General features: G+C 63.8%; 17 protein-coding genes. 8 read left to right on the forward strand and 9 right to left on the reverse strand.

Annotated elements, in window-relative coordinates; translation table 11 throughout:
* Nucleotides 1-47 precede the first annotated feature (47 nt).
* On the reverse strand, nt 48-659 hold the full coding sequence (locus G6N36_RS15030) for a TetR/AcrR family transcriptional regulator (protein WP_163687181.1): 612 nt from the start codon (nt 657-659) through the stop codon (nt 48-50).
* A gap of 82 nt (nt 660-741) precedes the next feature.
* Between G6N36_RS15030 and G6N36_RS15035 the strand changes: the two genes are divergently transcribed.
* Nucleotides 742-1,875 (forward strand): 3-ketosteroid-9-alpha-monooxygenase, oxygenase component, encoded by a 1,134-nt coding sequence (locus G6N36_RS15035; RefSeq protein ID WP_163687182.1) that lies wholly within the window; start codon nt 742-744, stop codon nt 1,873-1,875.
* On the opposite strand, the gene G6N36_RS15040 is transcribed toward G6N36_RS15035, so the two are convergent.
* Nucleotides 1,876-2,298, reverse strand: a complete 423-nt coding sequence (locus G6N36_RS15040) for a nitroreductase family deazaflavin-dependent oxidoreductase (RefSeq protein WP_163687183.1) — start codon at nt 2,296-2,298, stop codon at nt 1,876-1,878.
* A 141-nt stretch (nt 2,299-2,439) separates the two neighbouring features.
* On the opposite strand from G6N36_RS15040, the gene G6N36_RS15045 reads away from it, so the two are divergent.
* The 5 genes from G6N36_RS15045 (at nt 2,440) to thpD (ending at nt 6,361) form a co-directional block, all read left to right on the forward strand.
* Complete coding sequence (locus G6N36_RS15045) at nt 2,440-2,814, forward strand: hypothetical protein (RefSeq protein WP_163687184.1); 375 nt, start codon at nt 2,440-2,442, stop codon at nt 2,812-2,814.
* A gap of 355 nt (nt 2,815-3,169) precedes the next feature.
* Nucleotides 3,170-3,718, forward strand: a complete 549-nt coding sequence (ectA, locus tag G6N36_RS15050; RefSeq protein WP_372512273.1) for a diaminobutyrate acetyltransferase — start codon at nt 3,170-3,172, stop codon at nt 3,716-3,718.
* A 17-nt stretch (nt 3,719-3,735) separates the two neighbouring features.
* Complete coding sequence (ectB, locus tag G6N36_RS15055; RefSeq protein WP_163687185.1) at nt 3,736-5,025, forward strand: diaminobutyrate--2-oxoglutarate transaminase; 1,290 nt, start codon at nt 3,736-3,738, stop codon at nt 5,023-5,025.
* Between the two features lie 32 nt (nt 5,026-5,057).
* Nucleotides 5,058-5,450: an ectoine synthase gene (locus tag G6N36_RS15060; protein ID WP_163687186.1), complete on the forward strand. Its 393-nt coding sequence runs from the start codon at nt 5,058-5,060 to the stop codon at nt 5,448-5,450.
* Nucleotides 5,447-6,361, forward strand: a complete 915-nt coding sequence (gene thpD, locus G6N36_RS15065; protein WP_163687187.1) for an ectoine hydroxylase — start codon at nt 5,447-5,449, stop codon at nt 6,359-6,361. Before G6N36_RS15060 ends, thpD begins: the two co-directional genes overlap by 4 nt.
* A gap of 63 nt (nt 6,362-6,424) precedes the next feature.
* Here the strand turns inward: thpD and G6N36_RS15070 are convergent, their stop codons facing one another.
* Nucleotides 6,425-7,303, reverse strand: coding sequence for a cutinase family protein (locus tag G6N36_RS15070; protein ID WP_163687188.1), 879 nt, complete (start codon nt 7,301-7,303; stop codon nt 6,425-6,427).
* A gap of 161 nt (nt 7,304-7,464) precedes the next feature.
* Here G6N36_RS15070 and G6N36_RS15075 point away from each other — a divergent pair, with 161 nt between their 5' ends.
* Nucleotides 7,465-8,295 (forward strand): lysophospholipid acyltransferase family protein, encoded by an 831-nt coding sequence (locus G6N36_RS15075; RefSeq protein ID WP_163687189.1) that lies wholly within the window; start codon nt 7,465-7,467, stop codon nt 8,293-8,295.
* Between the two features lie 60 nt (nt 8,296-8,355).
* Here G6N36_RS15075 and G6N36_RS15080 read toward each other — a convergent pair whose 3' ends face one another.
* From G6N36_RS15080 to G6N36_RS15095, 4 genes are all read right to left on the reverse strand, one after another.
* Nucleotides 8,356-9,855, reverse strand: a complete 1,500-nt coding sequence (locus tag G6N36_RS15080; protein WP_163687190.1) for a M28 family peptidase — start codon at nt 9,853-9,855, stop codon at nt 8,356-8,358.
* Nucleotides 9,856-9,908: 53 nt separating this feature from the next.
* The gene (locus G6N36_RS15085) at nt 9,909-10,592 is read right to left on the reverse strand and encodes a hypothetical protein (protein WP_163687191.1); all 684 of its coding nucleotides are present in this window, start codon (nt 10,590-10,592) and stop codon (nt 9,909-9,911) included.
* 108 nt (nt 10,593-10,700) lie between these two features.
* Nucleotides 10,701-12,353, reverse strand: coding sequence for an acyl-CoA synthetase (locus G6N36_RS15090; RefSeq protein ID WP_163687192.1), 1,653 nt, complete (start codon nt 12,351-12,353; stop codon nt 10,701-10,703).
* 90 nt (nt 12,354-12,443) lie between these two features.
* The gene (locus tag G6N36_RS15095; protein WP_163687193.1) at nt 12,444-12,674 is read right to left on the reverse strand and encodes a hypothetical protein; all 231 of its coding nucleotides are present in this window, start codon (nt 12,672-12,674) and stop codon (nt 12,444-12,446) included.
* 251 nt (nt 12,675-12,925) lie between these two features.
* Here G6N36_RS15095 and G6N36_RS15100 point away from each other — a divergent pair, with 251 nt between their 5' ends.
* The gene (locus G6N36_RS15100) at nt 12,926-15,301 is read left to right on the forward strand and encodes a putative bifunctional diguanylate cyclase/phosphodiesterase (RefSeq protein WP_163687194.1); all 2,376 of its coding nucleotides are present in this window, start codon (nt 12,926-12,928) and stop codon (nt 15,299-15,301) included.
* A 13-nt stretch (nt 15,302-15,314) separates the two neighbouring features.
* Here G6N36_RS15100 and G6N36_RS15105 read toward each other — a convergent pair whose 3' ends face one another.
* Nucleotides 15,315-15,962 (reverse strand): TetR/AcrR family transcriptional regulator, encoded by a 648-nt coding sequence (locus tag G6N36_RS15105; protein WP_163687195.1) that lies wholly within the window; start codon nt 15,960-15,962, stop codon nt 15,315-15,317.
* On the reverse strand, nt 15,955-17,208 hold the full coding sequence (locus G6N36_RS15110) for a cytochrome P450 (RefSeq protein WP_163690700.1): 1,254 nt from the start codon (nt 17,206-17,208) through the stop codon (nt 15,955-15,957). The genes G6N36_RS15105 and G6N36_RS15110 overlap by 8 nt, the downstream gene beginning before the upstream one ends.
* Nucleotides 17,209-17,739 lie beyond the last annotated feature (531 nt).

A 17,739-nucleotide genomic window follows, 5' to 3' on the forward strand; every position in this document is an offset into this window, starting at 1 on the left:
AACTTCCAAGAACCGGCCCGCAATCTTTCATCAGCAAGTGCGGGGACCTAACCCGACGAGGCCCCCGCACTTGCCACATCCGCCGGCATCGGCGCGGTGAGCGCCGCAGCCAGCATGGCGACGATCTCCTCGGGACTGCCCGCTTCGGCTCCGGCCTCAGCCAACCTCTCACGCTCCGCCAGCAGCGCGAACATCGTGGTCGCGATCGCCGAGACCCGGCGGCTGCGGGCATGCCGATCGTCCGTCGGAATGGCGAGCGCCAGCCGTTCGAGGACCTTCGGCCACACCCGCCCCTGCGACTCGTCGACGTCGGCGTGCAGGTGCATCGATGCCGCCTGCAGAAACCTGGCGTAGTACGGGCTGCCCACGCCGGCGAACGGAAGCACCATGATTCGCAACCACGCCCGGACGTCATCGGGAGCGTCACCCTCCAACTCATCGACCATCTGCGCGCGCTCCCGCTCCATCGGCTCGAGCCGGCGCCGAACGATCGCATCGATGAGGTCCTGGCGATTTCGGAAGTGATAGTTGACCGCGGAGTTGTTTCGCTGACCAGCCGCCACCGCGATGTCCCGCAACGGCACCTGGATGCCGCGCTCGGCGATCAGCCGTTCGGCCGCGTCGAGGATGTCTGCCCTGGCGCGTTCACCACGGTTCATACGAACGATGATAAGAACTGGACCACGATTAAGCGAATATGCTTAAATTGGTGCCGGCCGACAGTTCCGGAGAGGTGACTCCATGACCCCGACGCACGAGATTCGTGAGATCGACGCGGGCACGCCCATGCAGCGGTTCGCCCGCGGCTGGCACTGCGTTGGGTTGGCCGAGGACTTCCGCGACGGAAAACCTCACGGCATCAACGCATTCGGCACTCGGCTCGTCGTATTCGCCGACTCGCAAGGTGACCTCAAGGTGCTCGATGGCTACTGCAGGCACATGGGCGGCGACCTGTCGCAGGGAACCGTCAAGGGCGATGAGGTGGCATGCCCGTTCCACGACTGGCGCTGGGGCGGCGACGGAAAATGCAAGCTGGTGCCGTACGCGAAACGAACGCCCCGGCTGGCCCGGACCAGGCGCTGGCTGACGGGCGAGGTCAACGGCCAGCTGCTGGTCTGGCATGACCCCGAAGGTTCGACGCCGCCGGCGGAGCTCTTTCCGCCCACGATCGACGGCTACGACGACGGATTGTGGTCGCCGTGGTCGTGGAATTCGATTCACATCGAAGGGTCGCACTGCCGCGAGATCGTCGACAACAACGTCGACATGGCGCACTTCTTCTACATTCACCACGCCTACCCCACATACTTCAAGAACGTCATCGAGGGGCACACGGCGTCGCAGTTCATGGAATCCAAAGCTCGCCCGGACTACACCAAGAACTACGAGAACCTCTGGGACGGGACCAAACTCCGTTCCGAGGCGACGTACTTCGGCCCGGCGTACATGATCAACTGGTTACACAACGACGTCGCGCCGGACTTCACCATCGAGGTGGCATTGATCAACTGCCACTATCCGGTGACACACAACTCGTTCGTGCTGCAGTGGGGTGTCGCCGTGCAGGCGGTGCCGGGTCTTCCCGCCGACAAAGCGACCAAACTGGCTGCGGCGATGAGCCGTTCGTTCGGTGAGGGGTTTCTCGAAGATGTCGAAATCTGGAAGCACAAGACGCGCATCGAGAACCCGCTGCTCACCGAAGAGGACGGCGCCGTGTACCAGCACCGGCGGTGGTACGAGCAGTTCTATGTCGACGCGGCCGACGTGACGCCCGACATGACCGACCGCTTCGAGATCGAGGTGGACACCGCGCACGCCAACGAAATTTGGCAAAGCGAGGTTGCTCAGAACCTCACCGCTTTGACGCCGAGCTGATCACTCGACGACGAAAACCGGGATCTGCCGCGACGTCTTGGTCTGGTATTCGGCGTACGGCGGGTAGGCCTCCACCGCCAACTTCCACCAATGCTCGCGTTCGGCGCCCTCGACCTCGCGGGCGGTCATGGTGGAAACCCTGTCGCCATCTTGGACCGTCACCTCGGGGTGCGCCTTGACGTTGAAGTACCAGAACGGGTGTTTCGGATCGCCACCCTTCGACGCGACCATGGCGTACTTGCCACCCTCTTCGACACGCATCAGCGGCACATAGCGCTTGGCGCCGGTTTTCGCGCCGGTCGTGGTGAACAGAACGACCGGGCGGTCGAGGATTTCGACGCCATCGGTGGTGCCCTGCTCCAGAATGCGTTCGGTCTGTTCGCGGACCCAGTCGGTGGGGCTCAGCTTCGCTTCCTCTGTCACGAGGCGTTCAACGTCGTAACGGCTTCGATATTCCCTCCCGACACGCAACGGACCTGCCCAGTAATCGAAACTGTCGAGTTGATGCGCGGTAATGTCGTGATCAGGCATGAGTTCACAAAACCACTGAAAGCGGGGAGAACCATGGGGGCCACCCACCGATTCACGCGACGACTGACCATTTCAGGCGGCCTCGCGGCAGTGGCGGCGGCACCGCTGGTCGCGGCGGTTCTCGTCGCACCCGCCAGCCAATCCACGTACCTCGGCCAGTGCTCGAGCGGCGAGGAGGGTGACGCCTATACGGGCCATTGCGTTCCGTATCTCGTCCCCAACTCCCCAGGCGGCAATCCTGCCGCCGCCCCTGCCGGCAACGCGGCTCCAAGCGCTTGCCCGGCCGGAGTGAGCGGCTCAGAGTGCGCGATCCAGGCCCCGGCGAATTCAGGACCCAACATGCCCGCCAACCCTCCACCACAGCAGCCTGAGCAGGAGCTCGCTGACGTGGTCACGCCTGACTACTGATTCGCCAACCCCGCACATCGCACGAGCCACGGCCCGTGCGCCGACAGTCAGTGCCAACGCAGGGGTCGTTGTGTGCCGCCGGACGGCGTCCTGGCGTTCGTCGCGGCGGGTGCACCGTAACGATTTGATAACAAGCCGACTTTGCCTTGTGGACCACGTAGCCGTCGTCGGCGCAGGTCATTCCGTCGTCTGACGAAACTCGCCACCCCCGGGAGAACTTGATTCAAGATCTTTGCCGTCATAACGTCCCCCTCGCCGATGACGTAACTGACGAAACTCGATGACCTAGTTCGGTGGTGACACCTACGTGAATACCCGCGCGCCGCGCGAAGGCGCTTCTGCCTTGCGCCCGTGGATCAAGAGCTCGAAATCAATTGCACAGCAACACAATTCGTGGAGGCACTATCTGCGGCAACCCCATGCCAGGGATGCAATCTCGATGCAGCGACTTGTGGCAGCGACCGAGGTGCTCGATCGGAACTCCACCTACACGTACCTCCTCATGGCGACGGACTTTGCCAGCACGTCGATCGTGGCGGACGTGCGCGGCGAGATCCGCGGTTTGATCACGGGCTACCACCCACCCGTGCGACCCGAGGTGCTGTTCGTCTGGCAGGTCGCCGTGGCGCGAACCGCGCAGGGCACGGGCCTTGGCGGGACGATGCTCGACAGCCTTGTACAACGCGTTCAAGAAGAACGGCACGGCCACCCAATCACCGTGGAAGCCACAGTGGCACCGAGCAACTCGGTCTCACGGGCACTTTTCTGTGCATTCGCCAGGAGACACGGAGTACCTGTGACGGAGCAACGCCACTTCACCGCGGCACAGCTGGCCGCCGATCAATCGCACGAAGACGAGCCGATTCTGCGCATCGGCCCCATCACCGCATCACCAAACGACTGACATACCGGAAAGGACTCATGTCTTCCTCAGCCGTACTCGCCCGTCCCGAGGATCCCGATCTACCCGAGGTGTACACCACCGTCGAATCCGAGGTGCGAAGCTACTGCCGCAGCTGGCCGACCACCATGGCGACGGCCGAGGGGTCATGGATCACCGACACGTCCGGCAACCGGTATCTCGATTTCTTCGCCGGTGCCGGGGCGTTGAACTACGGACACAACAATCCCAACCTCAAGACGGCGTTGATCGATTATCTGGCCGGCAACATGATCGTGCACTCGCTCGACATGGCGACGGTGGCCAAGACCGCCTTCCTACAGACGTTCGAGCAGTTGATTCTTCGACCGCGCGGCCTCGACTACAAAGTGCAGTTCCCCGGCCCAACCGGCGCCAACGCAGTCGAGGCTGCGCTCAAATTGGCCAGGAAGGTCACCGGACGTGAGTCGATCATCAACTTCACCAATGCCTTTCACGGAATGACGCTTGGCGCGCTCTCAGTGACTGGCAACTCGATGAAACGTGCCGGCGCCGGCATTCCACTGGTCCACGCGACTCCGATGCCCTACGACAACTACTTTGGCGGCATCACCGAGGACTTCCACTGGTTCGAGCGGGTCCTGGACGATTCGGGTGGTGGTCTCAACCATCCCGCCGCGGTGATCGTCGAGACCGTGCAGGGGGAGGGCGGTCTCAACGTGGCTCGGATCGCGTGGTTGCAGGCCCTTGCCGAACTGTGCCGTCGCCGCGACATCCTGCTCATCGTGGATGATGTCCAAATGGGTTGCGGCCGTACCGGCCCCTTCTTCAGCTTTGAAGAGGCTGGCATCGTTCCAGACATCGTGACACTGTCGAAATCGATCAGCGGTTACGGCCTGCCGATGGCACTGACGTTATTCCGGCATGACCTGGACGTCTGGTCGCCTGGTGAGCACAACGGCACATTCCGTGGTCATAACCCAGCTTTCGTTACCGCGACGCGCGCACTCGAAACCTACTGGCAAAATCCAACTTTCGCCGAAGAAACAGTGACCAAGGGGCGCCATATCCGCGAGCGTCTGGAGAAGATCGCCGCCGCCACACCCGGTGTCAGCGCACGGGGACGGGGAATGGCCCAAGGCTTGAAATTCGAGGAAACGTCGAAGGCGGCGGCGATATGCCGAGTGGCCTTCGAGCGCGGTCTGCTGATGGAGACGAGCGGCCCCTCCGACGAGGTGGTCAAGCTGCTTCCACCGCTGACCACGTCAGAGGACGACCTCGATGCCGGCTTGGGCATCCTCGCCGAATCGGTGGCTGCTGCTCATATCTGAACTCTTACGGAGAACGAAGGGAAGCAAGAACGTTGATCGTGCGTACCACCGACGAGATCACCGGAACCGACCGCGACGTCGCAGCCGGCGACTGGAGATCCAAACGCATCATCCTTGCCGGTGACGGAGTGGGTTTCTCGTTTCACGAGACCACCATCAAGGCGAAGTCCGTAAGCGAGTTCCACTATCGCCACCATGTGGAAGCAGTGTGGGTGGTTGAGGGCACGGGCACACTCACCAACCACGAAACCGGCGAGGTGCATCCACTGCGGCCCGGAACGATGTACCTGCTCGACGGCAACGAACGTCACCGCGTGACTTGTGAAACGCAATTGCGGATGCTGTGCGTTTTCAATCCCCCGGTCACGGGACGGGAGGTGCACGACGAGACTGGCACCTATCCCCCGGCGGTGCAAGCGAGTTGAGTACTCAGCAATTCGACACGCGGATCGACCGATACCCAACGAGGCTGGAACAGCGCAGCGAGCCGATTCCTCGCCAGGAACCGACCGTGTGGGGCGCAGCCTCCAATGGTCCGCTGGACGACAGTGAACTGGAAACCCACAGCACCAACGGGTATCTGGTCCGGCCAGGGACGGTCGGGGGGGATTGGCTTTCGGTGCTCCGTGACGAACTCAGTTGTCTGGATGCCGACGCCGACCCGAGCGACCCGCGAATAATCCGCGAACCGGGAGGGACGATCCGCTCCGTTTTCGAGCCGCACCGATTCAGCGAAGTGATCGGCGAAGTGATCACCCTCGACACTGTGCTGCCGGTGGCCCGTCAGTTACTGGGCAGTGACGTCTATATCCACCAGGCGCGGGTCAACATGATGCCTGGCTTCACCGGCACCGGCTTCTACTGGCACTCCGACTTCGAGACCTGGCATGCCGAGGACGGTATGCCAGCGATGCGCGCGGTGTCATGCTCGATAGCGCTGACCGAGAACTTCCCCTACAACGGCTCGCTTATGGTGATGCCCGGTTCGCACCGGACGTTTTACCCTTGCATCGGGGCCACTCCGCAGAACAACCACGCCTCGTCGCTGATCAAGCAGGAGATCGGGGTACCGGACCAAGCAACGCTCACGGAGGCGGCGGCTCGCTACGGCATCAACCAGGTCACCGGACCGGCCGGCACCGCACTTTGGTTCGACTCGAACGTGATGCACGGCTCTGGCTCGAACATCACGCCGTTCCCGCGGTCGAACATCTTCCTCGTGTTCAACTCGGTGGACAACCAGCTCGTGGCGCCATACCGGGCCCAAGCGCCTCGGCCGTCGTACCTGGCTACCAGGAACTCTGAGTTGAACAGCTTTCCCACGTTGACGACGTAGGTCCGCAACCCACCCGTCACGCCAGCGACTCCGCCCACACCCCGCAACAAGTCTTAATGCGTTTTACGGCGCCAAATGGGACTGGTCCGGTGATACCGATACCGCCGGAGCGGGTCCGGGCAGCGGTCCGATGGGCCCAGGCGTTGAGACTGCGGCATGAGCCGGCGGCGTTTCATCTGCGTTGGCCGCCGACAGCTGCTCGGGCGATTCGGGCTCATCCGGATCAGCGGTAGCCGCCGCTTCTGTCGCGGCATCGGCCGCCCAAAGCGCCTGGAGTTTGTTGGCGACCAACGTCGCTCCCTCAGTGGCCATACCCACGTCGGCGTAGCGGCTGTGGATGCCGAAGCTCTTGCCGTCGGGGTCGCACACCAGGTCATCCTCGACGCACAGGTCGATGGTCTTGTCCACGTAGCTTGGACCGATGACGATCTGCGGGTCGTTGATCGCCCGCATGAAGCGCGCCGAGGGCTTTCCGAACAGCGCGACCGCGGCGACATGGTCGGCCACGTCGAGCGGCATCGGCGTAGGCACGGTCTCGGCCGAAACACCGTCGGGCACAACGTTCGCGGTGACAAAACCCATCACGGCCGCCCCTTGGGAGAAGCCGCCGAGCACCATTTCGGTGTCCGGACACGTCGCGGCCGTGGCGAGAATGTTTGCGCGGGCATCGCTGATGCCGTCGACAGCAGTTCGAAAGTCAGTCGTGGCCGGGTAATTCACCGGATACACCTCGACCGACTTTCCGGCGACTTGGGATTGCAAGGAGTTCACGAATGCATTCCCGGTCGGGCCGACGCCGGGCTGCTCCGTGGTGCCGCGGGCGAATATCACCTTCGCGTCGGGACATGCGGCCGCCTGCGCGAACGGTAGCGGAGCGCTGTGCAGCAATGCCGCCGCCGCCGCCACCGCACCAATTACCCCAACTGTCTCAACTGCCCCCATAGGTTAATGCTGACACGGGGCACAGCAATTGACACCTCAAGCAAACAAATACACAGATAATCGCCAATATTTAATTGGCTGCTAAGAAATGCATACCGTGCGATACTCGCCGGGCAGCTAACAAGTAGCGGGCTACGCCACCTCAACTCAGTGGAGAAACCGTGCTCCAAGCCACGTCCGAGCAACTGGCTTCGCTGTCACGCATGGAGCGCTTCGCCTTCCGCTTCGCGGACATCTTCAACCGTCGATTCGGACTGTTCGCGCGCTTCTGGAACCGAACGTTCATGGTGGTGGTGCTGCGAATCACGGCGGCGCGTCGTATCCGCGCGTACGGCCTCGAGCGCATCGAGGGCCTCACCGGTTCCGATCGAGTCGTGATGGTGGCGAACCACCGGTCTTTCTTCGACTACTTCACCGTCATGCACGTCATCTTCCAGTCGACTCAGCTGTCCAGCCGCATCCTGTTCCCGGTCCGATCGGCGTTCTTCTACGACAACCCCGCCGGCGTCGCCGTCAACTTCCTGATGAGTGGCATGGCGATGTTTCCGCCTGTCCTGCGCGATCCCGCGAAACGCACGTTCAACCAGTACGCCGTGGCGCGCATCATCTCAGAGCTCCAGGTGCCCGGCCGACTGGTCGGCTTTCATCCCGAGGGCACGAGGCAGCGCGGGGGCGATCCGTACCAGTTCCTGCCCGTGCGCCCCGGCGTCGGCGAGGTCATCCAGCGCGCGGGGCCGGGAGTGAAGGTGTTGCCGATCTTCGTCCTCGGCATCGACAACGATCTGCTGCGAGAGACATACCGGAATTGGTTCCGCCGCGACGAATACCCCGTCGATGTGGTGTTCGGCGATCCCGTGGATGCTGCCGACCTACGCTGGGAGACAGACGATCCCGAGGCACACCTCGCGATCGCGACCCGGTGCGCGGACATGGTCGCGGCGCTGGGCGAGTACCAGCGCACACACGGTCGAGCGGTCTATCGCCCGGACTGACCAGCGCGAGGCACGGCGATCAACACACTGACTCCCGGCGCTTGTGCACGCAGAGGTGTTCTACTCCTCGTCGGGCAAGGGGTGGCGGGTGCGGTCGTCGCGCGCCGGCACTCCGTTCCGTCCGCCCTCCTCTTGGGCGTACAGACCTATGACACGGGCGATGACGCCGCCACTGAGAGCCAGAGCGTCGCGGTTGATGTTCGCGATCGTGTCATTGGCGGTGTGATAGTTGGGGTCGCACTGCTGATCCGCGGTACCGCCCCATAACGCGACTTGCTCCGGCGTCTTGACCGTGTCGGAGCCGGTGTCGAAGTTGCCGGCCGGGATGCCCGCGCTGGCGAAGCCGTCGTAATCGCTGCGGCCGTCGAACGGCATATCCTGCGGCGTCTTGCCCGCGCTCTCGATGGTTTCGACCAAGCTGCGCTCGATCCCGGCTGCGCCTTCGGGAATCAGCACGTCGAAGTCGAGCTCGAAGTCCGGCGGTAAGGACTGGTTGGCGTCAGAGGTGAAGTAGCACGCGTTGGGCGAGCCCATCATGTCGAAGTTCAGATACAGCGCAATGTCTTTCAGTGCCTCGAGGTCCAGCGACCCGACGTAGTCATACGACCCGAACAGGCCCTGCTCCTCGCCTCCCCAAAACCCGAATCGCACCGCATTAGCAACCTGTGGCGAGGGGCCCATCTGCAGCGCCGTCTCTAGCACCGTCGCCACACCCGAGCCGTTGTCGTTGATGCCCGGGCCCGCTTTGACGCTGTCGAGGTGTGCGCCGACCATGACGACGTCGTCCGCGGACCCCGTCTTGGTCTGGGCAATCACGTTGCGTGTCGTTATCTGCTCGACCTTGACGTCCGCGACGACGGTCGCCGTCCCGGTTTCTGGGCGGAGTCTGTCGCCCTCGGCCTTGGACACGCTGAGCACAGGAATCTTGATCGCGTCGCTGTCGTCCATGCCGCCGCTGAACTCCTCCTCCTCGACGTCGTTCGCGACCACGAGCGCAACGGCGCCGCGTTCGGTGGCCGCCAGGGCCTTGTCGGCCAGATCGCAGTCACCCCTGTCCACCATCACCACCGCACCCGCGACCTCCAGTTCGCCGTAGTCCTTTTCGGCACATCCCAGGTGCCCGTCCCCACCGACCACCACAAACCTGCCCGTCGCCCCCTTGGCGGGACCGGCGCCGCTGTATTCGATGGCGTGCGCTTCGAACGGTTTGCCGTTGACGCTCAACGATTCTCTGTCGACGGAGAAGATCCCCATCGTGAACTCGGGAGTATCGACATCGAACCCCTTGTCGCGCAGCGTCTTAGCTACATATTCGACGCTGGCGTCATAGCCGGGAGATCCTGCGACACGGGTTCCCCCATTGGCATCGGCGATATTCTGGAGTTCCTGCAGATGCGCCATCGTGGCATCCAGGGTGACCTTCGACTGGAGATCTTGGGCGTACTCGGCCGCGTTGTTCGCCGGCGCCACTTCCCCTTGACCGCGCCCGCAGCCACCGGCGCCAACCAGTGACACGATTGCCGCCCCCGCCACGATCGCGCGCCGACCCGTGTTGACCATGCTCGAACAGTAGGGCGAGAGGTCACCCACCGCAGTCGCTTTGACACCTCGGGTCAGTCCTCGTTTGCCGGGGGTTGGATCCGCCCCACCCCGAGCAACGCGACAGCGGCACCGAGGTACCACACCGTCGTGGCGAACCCGGGCAACCAAATGACAACGCTGCTCGCGACCGAGAGCGCACCGTCGGGAACGAAGACACAAAGCGTCCCAACGAAATTCATCACCGCCGCGACGATCGCCAGCCAGGCGGTCCACCGCGGAAGGCCGGCGCCGCGGAACACACAAAGCCCGTATGCCAACGCCGCGGACGCAACGATGAACCCGCATAACAAGTATTGGGCGCGGACGAAGTCGAATCCGACCACGCGCACGGCCTCGGGCGTCAACCGCCATGCGGCCTTCGCGATGACGATCTGTATCGACATTGCCACCAGTGACAGTCCCGCGGCCACCGCGGTGCCTACGAAGAACACATCGCCGAGCTTCCTGCCGCCTGGGGCAGCGCGCAGAACGCTTCGCAACGTGACCGCGAACCACAGCAGGAGGGCAGCGCCAAGGGCGATCAACCACCCCTGTGCTGTCAGCGAGGCGTGCTTCTCGACGAAGAACTCCCGAACTTCCTCGGAACTGGCTGCGGGTGGCGGGTGGAATCCCGTGAGAACAATGGCGATAGCTGCGGCCACGACGTACCCGATGCCGGCGATGCCGCCGAGCTGATACCACCGGCCAGTCGTCATCGATTACCCCCCACGGTAATGATTCGATTCCCGCACACTACGACGCAATCTTGGCGCCGTGGCGCAGTTCCGCAGAAAGGCAGCAGCGGGCCTTCCGCAAGGGCGAGGTCAGGCCTCGGTATCCATCTCGACCAACACCCTGCGCAGCAGCTTTCCGGTGGCATTCCGGGGAAGCTCGTCGATGAAGACCACATCGCGGGGCACCTTGTGCCGCGCAAGGTTGTCCTTCACGTACTGCTTGACCTCTGCGCCGTCCAGCTCGGCGCCGGGCTCGGAAACAATGAAGGCGCGCAACCGCTTTCCGAACTCGACGTCATCGACCCCGACCACGGCCACCTCGGCGATGTCGTCGCGCTCTTCCAGCAGATTCTCGACTTCCTGCGGGAAGACGTTCTCACCACCGGACACGATCATGTCGTCGTCGCGGCCGTCGACGAACAGCAGTCCGCTGTCGGTGAAATGGCCCATGTCGCCGCTCGACATGTAGCCTTCGAGGATCTGCTTGTTGCGACCGTCGGTGTAACCGGAGAACGGCGCACCGTTGCGGATGAAGATCCGCCCGCGGCGATTTGCACCCTCGACCCGTTGGTCGTGCTCGTCGTACAGCACCACCTCGCAGGTCACCGGAGCGCGGCCCGCGGTGCCGGGGGCCGCGCGCAGCTCGGCAGGGGTCGCGACCGTGGCGATGGCACATTCGGTGGAGCCGTACATGTTGTACAGCACGTCGCCAAAAGTGTCCTGGACGCGGTTGGACAGGTCGGGGCTCAGCGCCGACCCGGCGATCAGGATCACCTTCAACGACGACGTGTCGTACTTGGCGATGACGTCGGGCAAGAGCTCCACCATCCGGTGCAGCATCGTCGGGACCGCGACGAGCATGTCGGCCCGGTGGTCGGCGATGAGCTTCAACGTGTTCTCGGCCTTGAAGCGTCGGGCTGTCACGACTTTGTTGCCTAGGGCTGCGCCGACGGTGTAGGTGGCCCACCCGGTGCTGTGGAAGATGGGTGACACGATGACCATGGTCCCCCTGCGCGGGAACGGAATTCGGTCGACGATCTGCGCGGTGGCGAGCGGGGAAACCGCCTCACGGGGCGCACCCTTGGGAAGGCCGGTCGTCCCGCTGGTGAGGATCACCGACCCGCCAGCCTGACTCGGCGGGGGCAGCGGGGCCGTGGAGTTGGCCGCGATGATGTCGTCGAGGATCTGCGCCCCGGCAGGCACGTCTGCACCGTCGTCCACCCACGTCAGCACACGCGGCAGATCGGGGGGCAGCGCGTCGAGCAGACCGAGGAACTCACTGTCGTGCAGCACGACCGTCACGTGCTCGCGTTCGCACACCTCGGCGAATTGGGGCTTGGCGAAACCGGTGTTCATCAACACCATCCGAGCACCGACCTTGCCGCACGCGGCCATGGTGATGACGAGTCCTCGGTGGTCGCGACACAGCACGCCGACGACCGAGCCGGCGGACACGCCCAGTTTCTGCAACCCGTGCGCCAGGGCCCAGGACTGATCGTCGACCTGCTTATAGGTGAGGGTTCCGCGTTCGTCGACGACCGCCGGCAGGTCCGCGTACTTGCGTCCACCCTGGATCGCCATCGTGGCCTGCGGGCCATAGACGCGGGCGAGCTTGGCGGTCTCGGCGCCGCCGCGAAGGTCCTTGAGGTCGATGATTCCGGTGTCGATGAGCCGTTTGGCCGCCCGTCCCGCTTCCGACGCGTGCCGCAACCTCTGCCGAATGCCGCTCAGCACATCAGCCATCGGGCCTCCTCACCATGTGTTTTGCGAGCACAGTAGCAGTCACAAGTTAATGTCGAATCTGTACCTGCACCGCGGACGCCAGGCGCCGAGTCAGAGGTGGGGCACACTCTCGCGCCCGGCGACCAGGCCCATCGACTCCGCGTTGGCGATGAGGCGCTCCCAACCGATGACGGCCGCGCCGATGACGGCGACCGCCGTCGCGACCGCGGCTATTGAAGCCACCGAATGCACCATCTCGTTGCTGATGAGGAGGACGCCGGTCAATATGGCGCCGAAAGCTGCGGCGAGTGCCGTGCGCCGCAATGCCATCGAGTCGGTCAAAAACCCACTGTGCGTGCGCCGCCTGAGGAAATCCGAAGCGTTTTCTAGGGAAATGCTCTGAAACTTTCCAGGTTGAACACAAGTACTGCCCTCGACGCCGACCGCACAGTGACCGACACCGCCGCGCGAATATGAGCTAACTGCGGCCGCACGAAACCGACCCATCAGCGCGGTTTCTGGCAAATGCGGTTCAGCAGTGTGATTGGCTGGCCGTTGCTATGGTTGGCCAATCCCGCAACCTGGGGGTTTACGTGGAGCGACCGAGAGTTCGGCTGATCGCGTGGATCGGCGCGATTTACCTTCTCGGTTACGCGTCGTGGCTAATGTTCGGCTGGGGCGGCCCTGACGTGGTCACCGCTGTCAGCGATCTGGGCTCGCTGGTGGCCGAGGCCTTGGCCGTCGCCTGCGTCGTGCTGGCCATCGCGTCCACCTCGGGTCGGCAGCGCATCGCATGGGTAGCCCTGGCAGCTGCGCTGGCCAGCTGGTTTGTCGGCGACGCGATCTGGACGATCTACGAGTTGGGTCTCGATGCGGAGGTGCCGTTCCCGTCGCTGGCTGACGTGGCCTATCTGTCGTTTTACGTCTGCACGCTCTTCGTGCTGGTGGTGTTGCCGACAGGCAACGCCCGCGTCACCGTCGCCCGGTTGTTCCTCGACGGGCTCCTGATGGCGGTGTCGCTGTTCGCGTTGGCATGGGTGTCGGGTCTGGACGACGTCGTAGCGGCCGGCGGACCCGATCCGTTGTCGTTCGCGCTGTCGTTGTTCTACCCGCTGGCTGACGTGGCGTTGTTCACGATGGCGGCGCTCATGCTCGCGCGTGCCGGCCCCGACCAGCGGGTCACGATCAGCCTGCTGGCGACTGGCATCGCGGCGGTGGCCATTGCCGACAGCGTGTACCTGTACCTCGCCATCAACGGCACGTATCTGAGCGGCAACTACATCGACATCCTGTGGGCGGGTGGGGTGCTGCTGATGGCCGGTGCCGCGCTGGTGGCGGCCCGGGCGCGGTGGCACGTCGTCGATTCACACGACACCACGCGAGTGGCGGTCTGGGTGCCGTACGTGCCGCTGCTGGTCGCGGTGATCCCCAGCGTGTGGTACCTGTTCGGCGCTAAGAACACCGGCCCGGTATTTGCCGCGTTGCTGCTGTTGATGGCGACAGTGTTGGTGCGGCAGGTGCTGTTCGTCGCCGAAAGTCGGCGGCTGTTGGACACAGTCACCGATCAGGCACTGCGCGACCCACTGACGTCGTTGGCGAACCGGGTGCTGTTCGGAGACCGACTGGCGCACGCGGTGGCCATGCACGCCCGCGACGGTCGCGACATCGCCGTGCTGGCACTGGACCTGGACGACTTCAAACTCATCAACGACAGTCTGGGTCATCCCGTAGGCGACGCAGTGTTGATCGAGTCCGCGGAGCGTCTGCAGCGCAGCGTGCGTACCGGCGACACGGTGGCGCGGCTCGGCGGCGACCAGTTCGCGGTACTGCTTGAAGGAGGCGTTGAGCCGGCCGTGACTGCGGCCGAACGCATCCTGGAGGCGTTCGACACCGAATTCTCGGTCGGTGAACAGTCGATCGACGTGCGGCCGAGCGCCGGACTGGCGGAGCTGAACGGGAGCGTCACGACAGGCTTGACGTCAGAGGAGCTGCTCAAGCGGGCCAATGTGGCGCTGTATTCGGCCAAGCGCACCCGCTCGGGTGGAATCGCGACGTTCAGCGAGGACATGAAGCTGGTCGACACCGAAGAGGTTGAACCGTCGTGCAGCTCCGGCGCTCAAGACGCACGGGTGGGCGGCATGCGGCTGTTGAGCGAATTGCGCACTGCCATAAGCGATGGCGAGCTGTCTGCCGTGTACCAGCCGAAGTACCACATGGCCACCGGGCGGATCATCGGCGTGGAGGCTTTGGTGCGCTGGCCGCATCCACGGTTGGGCACGCTGCTGCCGGACCAGTTCCTCCCTATCGCACGACAGAACGGGTTGATGGGAGCACTGACCGAGCTGATACTGCACCGAGCGGCCGACGACGCCGTCGAATGGCACGCGATGGGGTTCCTAATTCCGTTCGCCATCAACCTTTTTCCGCCGTCGCTGAACGACCTCAGCCTGGCGTCGACGGTCGCCGGGGTGATGGCCGACCACCATCTTCCGTTCGATCACGTGACCGTGGAGATCACCGAGGACCTTGTGCTGAGCGATCCCGAGCGTGCGCGTGAGGTCCTGATTCGGTTACACGAATTCGGTATTCGAGTCGCCCTCGATGACTTCGGGAGTGGCTATTCGGCTTTGAACTACCTGATCCAGTTGCCCATCGACGAGCTCAAACTCGACAAGAACCTGGTCGCACCGATCGCGGTGGATCCGCCCGCGGCGATCATCGTGCGCAAAGTCATCGAGTTGACAAGGGAACTGGGCATGGTGTGCGTGGCCGAGCATATCGAGAACTCGGCAACCGCGGACCTCCTCATCAGCTACGGCTGCGAGGTTGCACAGGGCTACTACTACAGCCCGCCCGTGACGGCAGACGCGTTGCAACGCATGTTGTCGGCGCAGCGCACGCCGATAGCCGCGCGGACACCAACTCTGGCCGTGCCCGCGCAGTGCGACGAGCCTTCGATACAGCCGTGATTGCTCCGGTTGCCTAGTTGGCCACGGGTGCGTGGGACCTGTCGGGGATCTCCAGCGACGTCATCCGTGGATAGAGGATCGCTGGGCCGAGCCACCGCGCAACAAAGCGGCGTAGTGCGTCTCCGTCGCGCTGCCGCTGCCCGGGATCGGTCAAAAGGGACTGCACGGTGCGCAAGGTCATCTCGGCAAGATCACGGAGCGCGACAGTGTCGAAGCCGTGCAGGGTCCAGTCGACGTCGAGGCGTTGAAACACGGACAGGCAGAACGCGATTGCGGTGTCGGAGGTCAGCGAAGTGACGGCTTCGCCCTCATGTCGCCGGGTCAGCAGGTTTTCCAACTGGGGATCGCCGGAGAGGTTCTCGACTCCGAATGAGATGGCCTCGACCACTGCAGTGACCGGATCGTTGACGCCGCTGACATGGTCTGCGACTTGGTCGATGAATCCGTTGACGGCACGCATGGCGCTGGCGATGAGCAGCGCGTCGGCGTTGGGAAAATAGCGGTACACCGTCTGGCGGGTGACTCCCAGCCTCCGGGCGACGTCGGCAAGGCGTATCGCCGCTCCGTGTTCGGCGACCACTTCGTCTACCGCACTCAGAATGCGCGAAATCGCTTCCTCGTCCGAGGAGGGCGTCGCACCAGCCCAGCCACGACTACGCATCCGCCGTCACCAGCCTTTCGGCCTCGAACTCGATCGGAAGAGTTGTCGGACCGGTCATGCCGAGCAGGGATTTCCACGGGGCCGGGCCTGCGCGATGGGGCGCAGGGAGGCGGCGGGCGAGGACTACGAGTGCTTCCGCCAGTTCGCGGCGTGCGAGGTTCGCCCCCAGGCAGTAGTGCGCGCCTCCGCCGAACGTCAGAATCGGGGGAACGTCCTTGCGGGCGATGTCGAAGCGGTCGGCATCGTGATAGATCGCTGGATCTCGGTTGGCGGCAAAGGTGTTCGCGAAGACGAAGGTTCCTGCCGGGAACAGGTAACCACCGAACTCGATATCGTCGACGGCGGCTCGCGGCACGATGCAGGCGGCCGGTGAGTGGCGCATGCTCTCCTCGACCGCTTGCATCGCAAGTTCCGGGTGTTCGCGCAGCTTCATCCATTGGTCCGGGTGCTCGCAGAGAACCTGAATCGACGCCGCCAGTTGATTTCGCGTCGTATCCGTTCCCGCCATCAAGAAGCCGGCCACCAGCATGCGAAGTTCGTCGAGATTCAGTCGGTCACCGTCACTTTCGGCGCGAATGAGCTCCGAGAGCAGGTCGTCGGTCAGATGGTCTCGGCGGTCTGCGACCATGCCGTCGACATAGGCGTCGAGTTCGCTCCACGCGCGCATGATCGCGGCCTCGTCGAAGTTGGCATCTGGCTGGAAGTTGAGGGCTTTGAAGACCTCTTCGGTCCAGTCCGCGAACAACTGCCAGTCCTCGCGAGGCGCACCGAGCAGGGCACACATGATCGGGGTGGGGTAAGGACGCGCGATGTCGGTGACGACGTCGCACCGCCCGGCGTCTGCTACCTGGTCGATCAGCCCGTTCACCACCTCTTGGATGGTGTCTTGGAGACGCGACGTCGCGCGGGGCGTGAAGGCCCTGGAAACCAGCTTGCGCAACCGCACATGCGGCGCACCGTCGAGGCCCAGCAGACTGGTCGCCATCTTGTCGTACAGCGGACCAGACGTGATTCCCTGCGCCGCCAAGGTGATTCCGGGCGGCAAGCGGAATCTGTTGTCGCGCAATATCTCGCGAGCCAGGTCGTAGGACAGGATTTCCGGGCCGAGGGGGCCGATGGCGATAGGCGCCTGCGATTGCGCCGCTCGGACATCGTCGAGGATGTCGTGCGGAGTGGCGGTGAGGCCGTAGTCGAACGTGGGGAGACCAGCCTCGAAGACGTTGGGTGCGGCGCTGTGCACGTTCATCGATTTCTCAACTTCCGATGGTGGCTGGGCAGACGATGGATACGGACATTTACGCCAAAAGTGTATGACCAAAAACCCGTGCTGGTCAAGACATGGCGTTATAGGTCCAGTTAAGACGACGAATAGATAGCTCTGGTCATACGTTTTGATCGATAACGTCTGCAACGGCTGTCTAGCGTATTGAAGGTCGGCGAGCACCAGCAGAGCCCCGGTTACCCAGACACCTTGCTTCCGGTCCTTCGTTCGGCGGACGTGCATAACACGCACGGATACACCAGGGCGGGTGGTGATGACGAGGTCGCCGACTTCGAGTCCTGCGACTTCTGCCGCGCGCAGGCCGGTTATATGCCATGAACTCGACGAGCAGCGCGTACACCGGGTAGGCCGGGCAGGTTTCCGGTGACTGCGGCGGACAACCGGCCGACCTGTTCAGCGGACGGCGGGTAGTGCTCGAAGCTGCTGCGGTCTCCGCTTGCGCGGGCGGTCGAGAAGTCGACGCGCTCGCAGGGGTTCGACACGATTGCGCCGTGT

This window comes from Mycolicibacterium gadium (assembly GCF_010728925.1).
In the GTDB taxonomy this organism is placed as follows: domain Bacteria; phylum Actinomycetota; class Actinomycetes; order Mycobacteriales; family Mycobacteriaceae; genus Mycobacterium; species Mycobacterium gadium.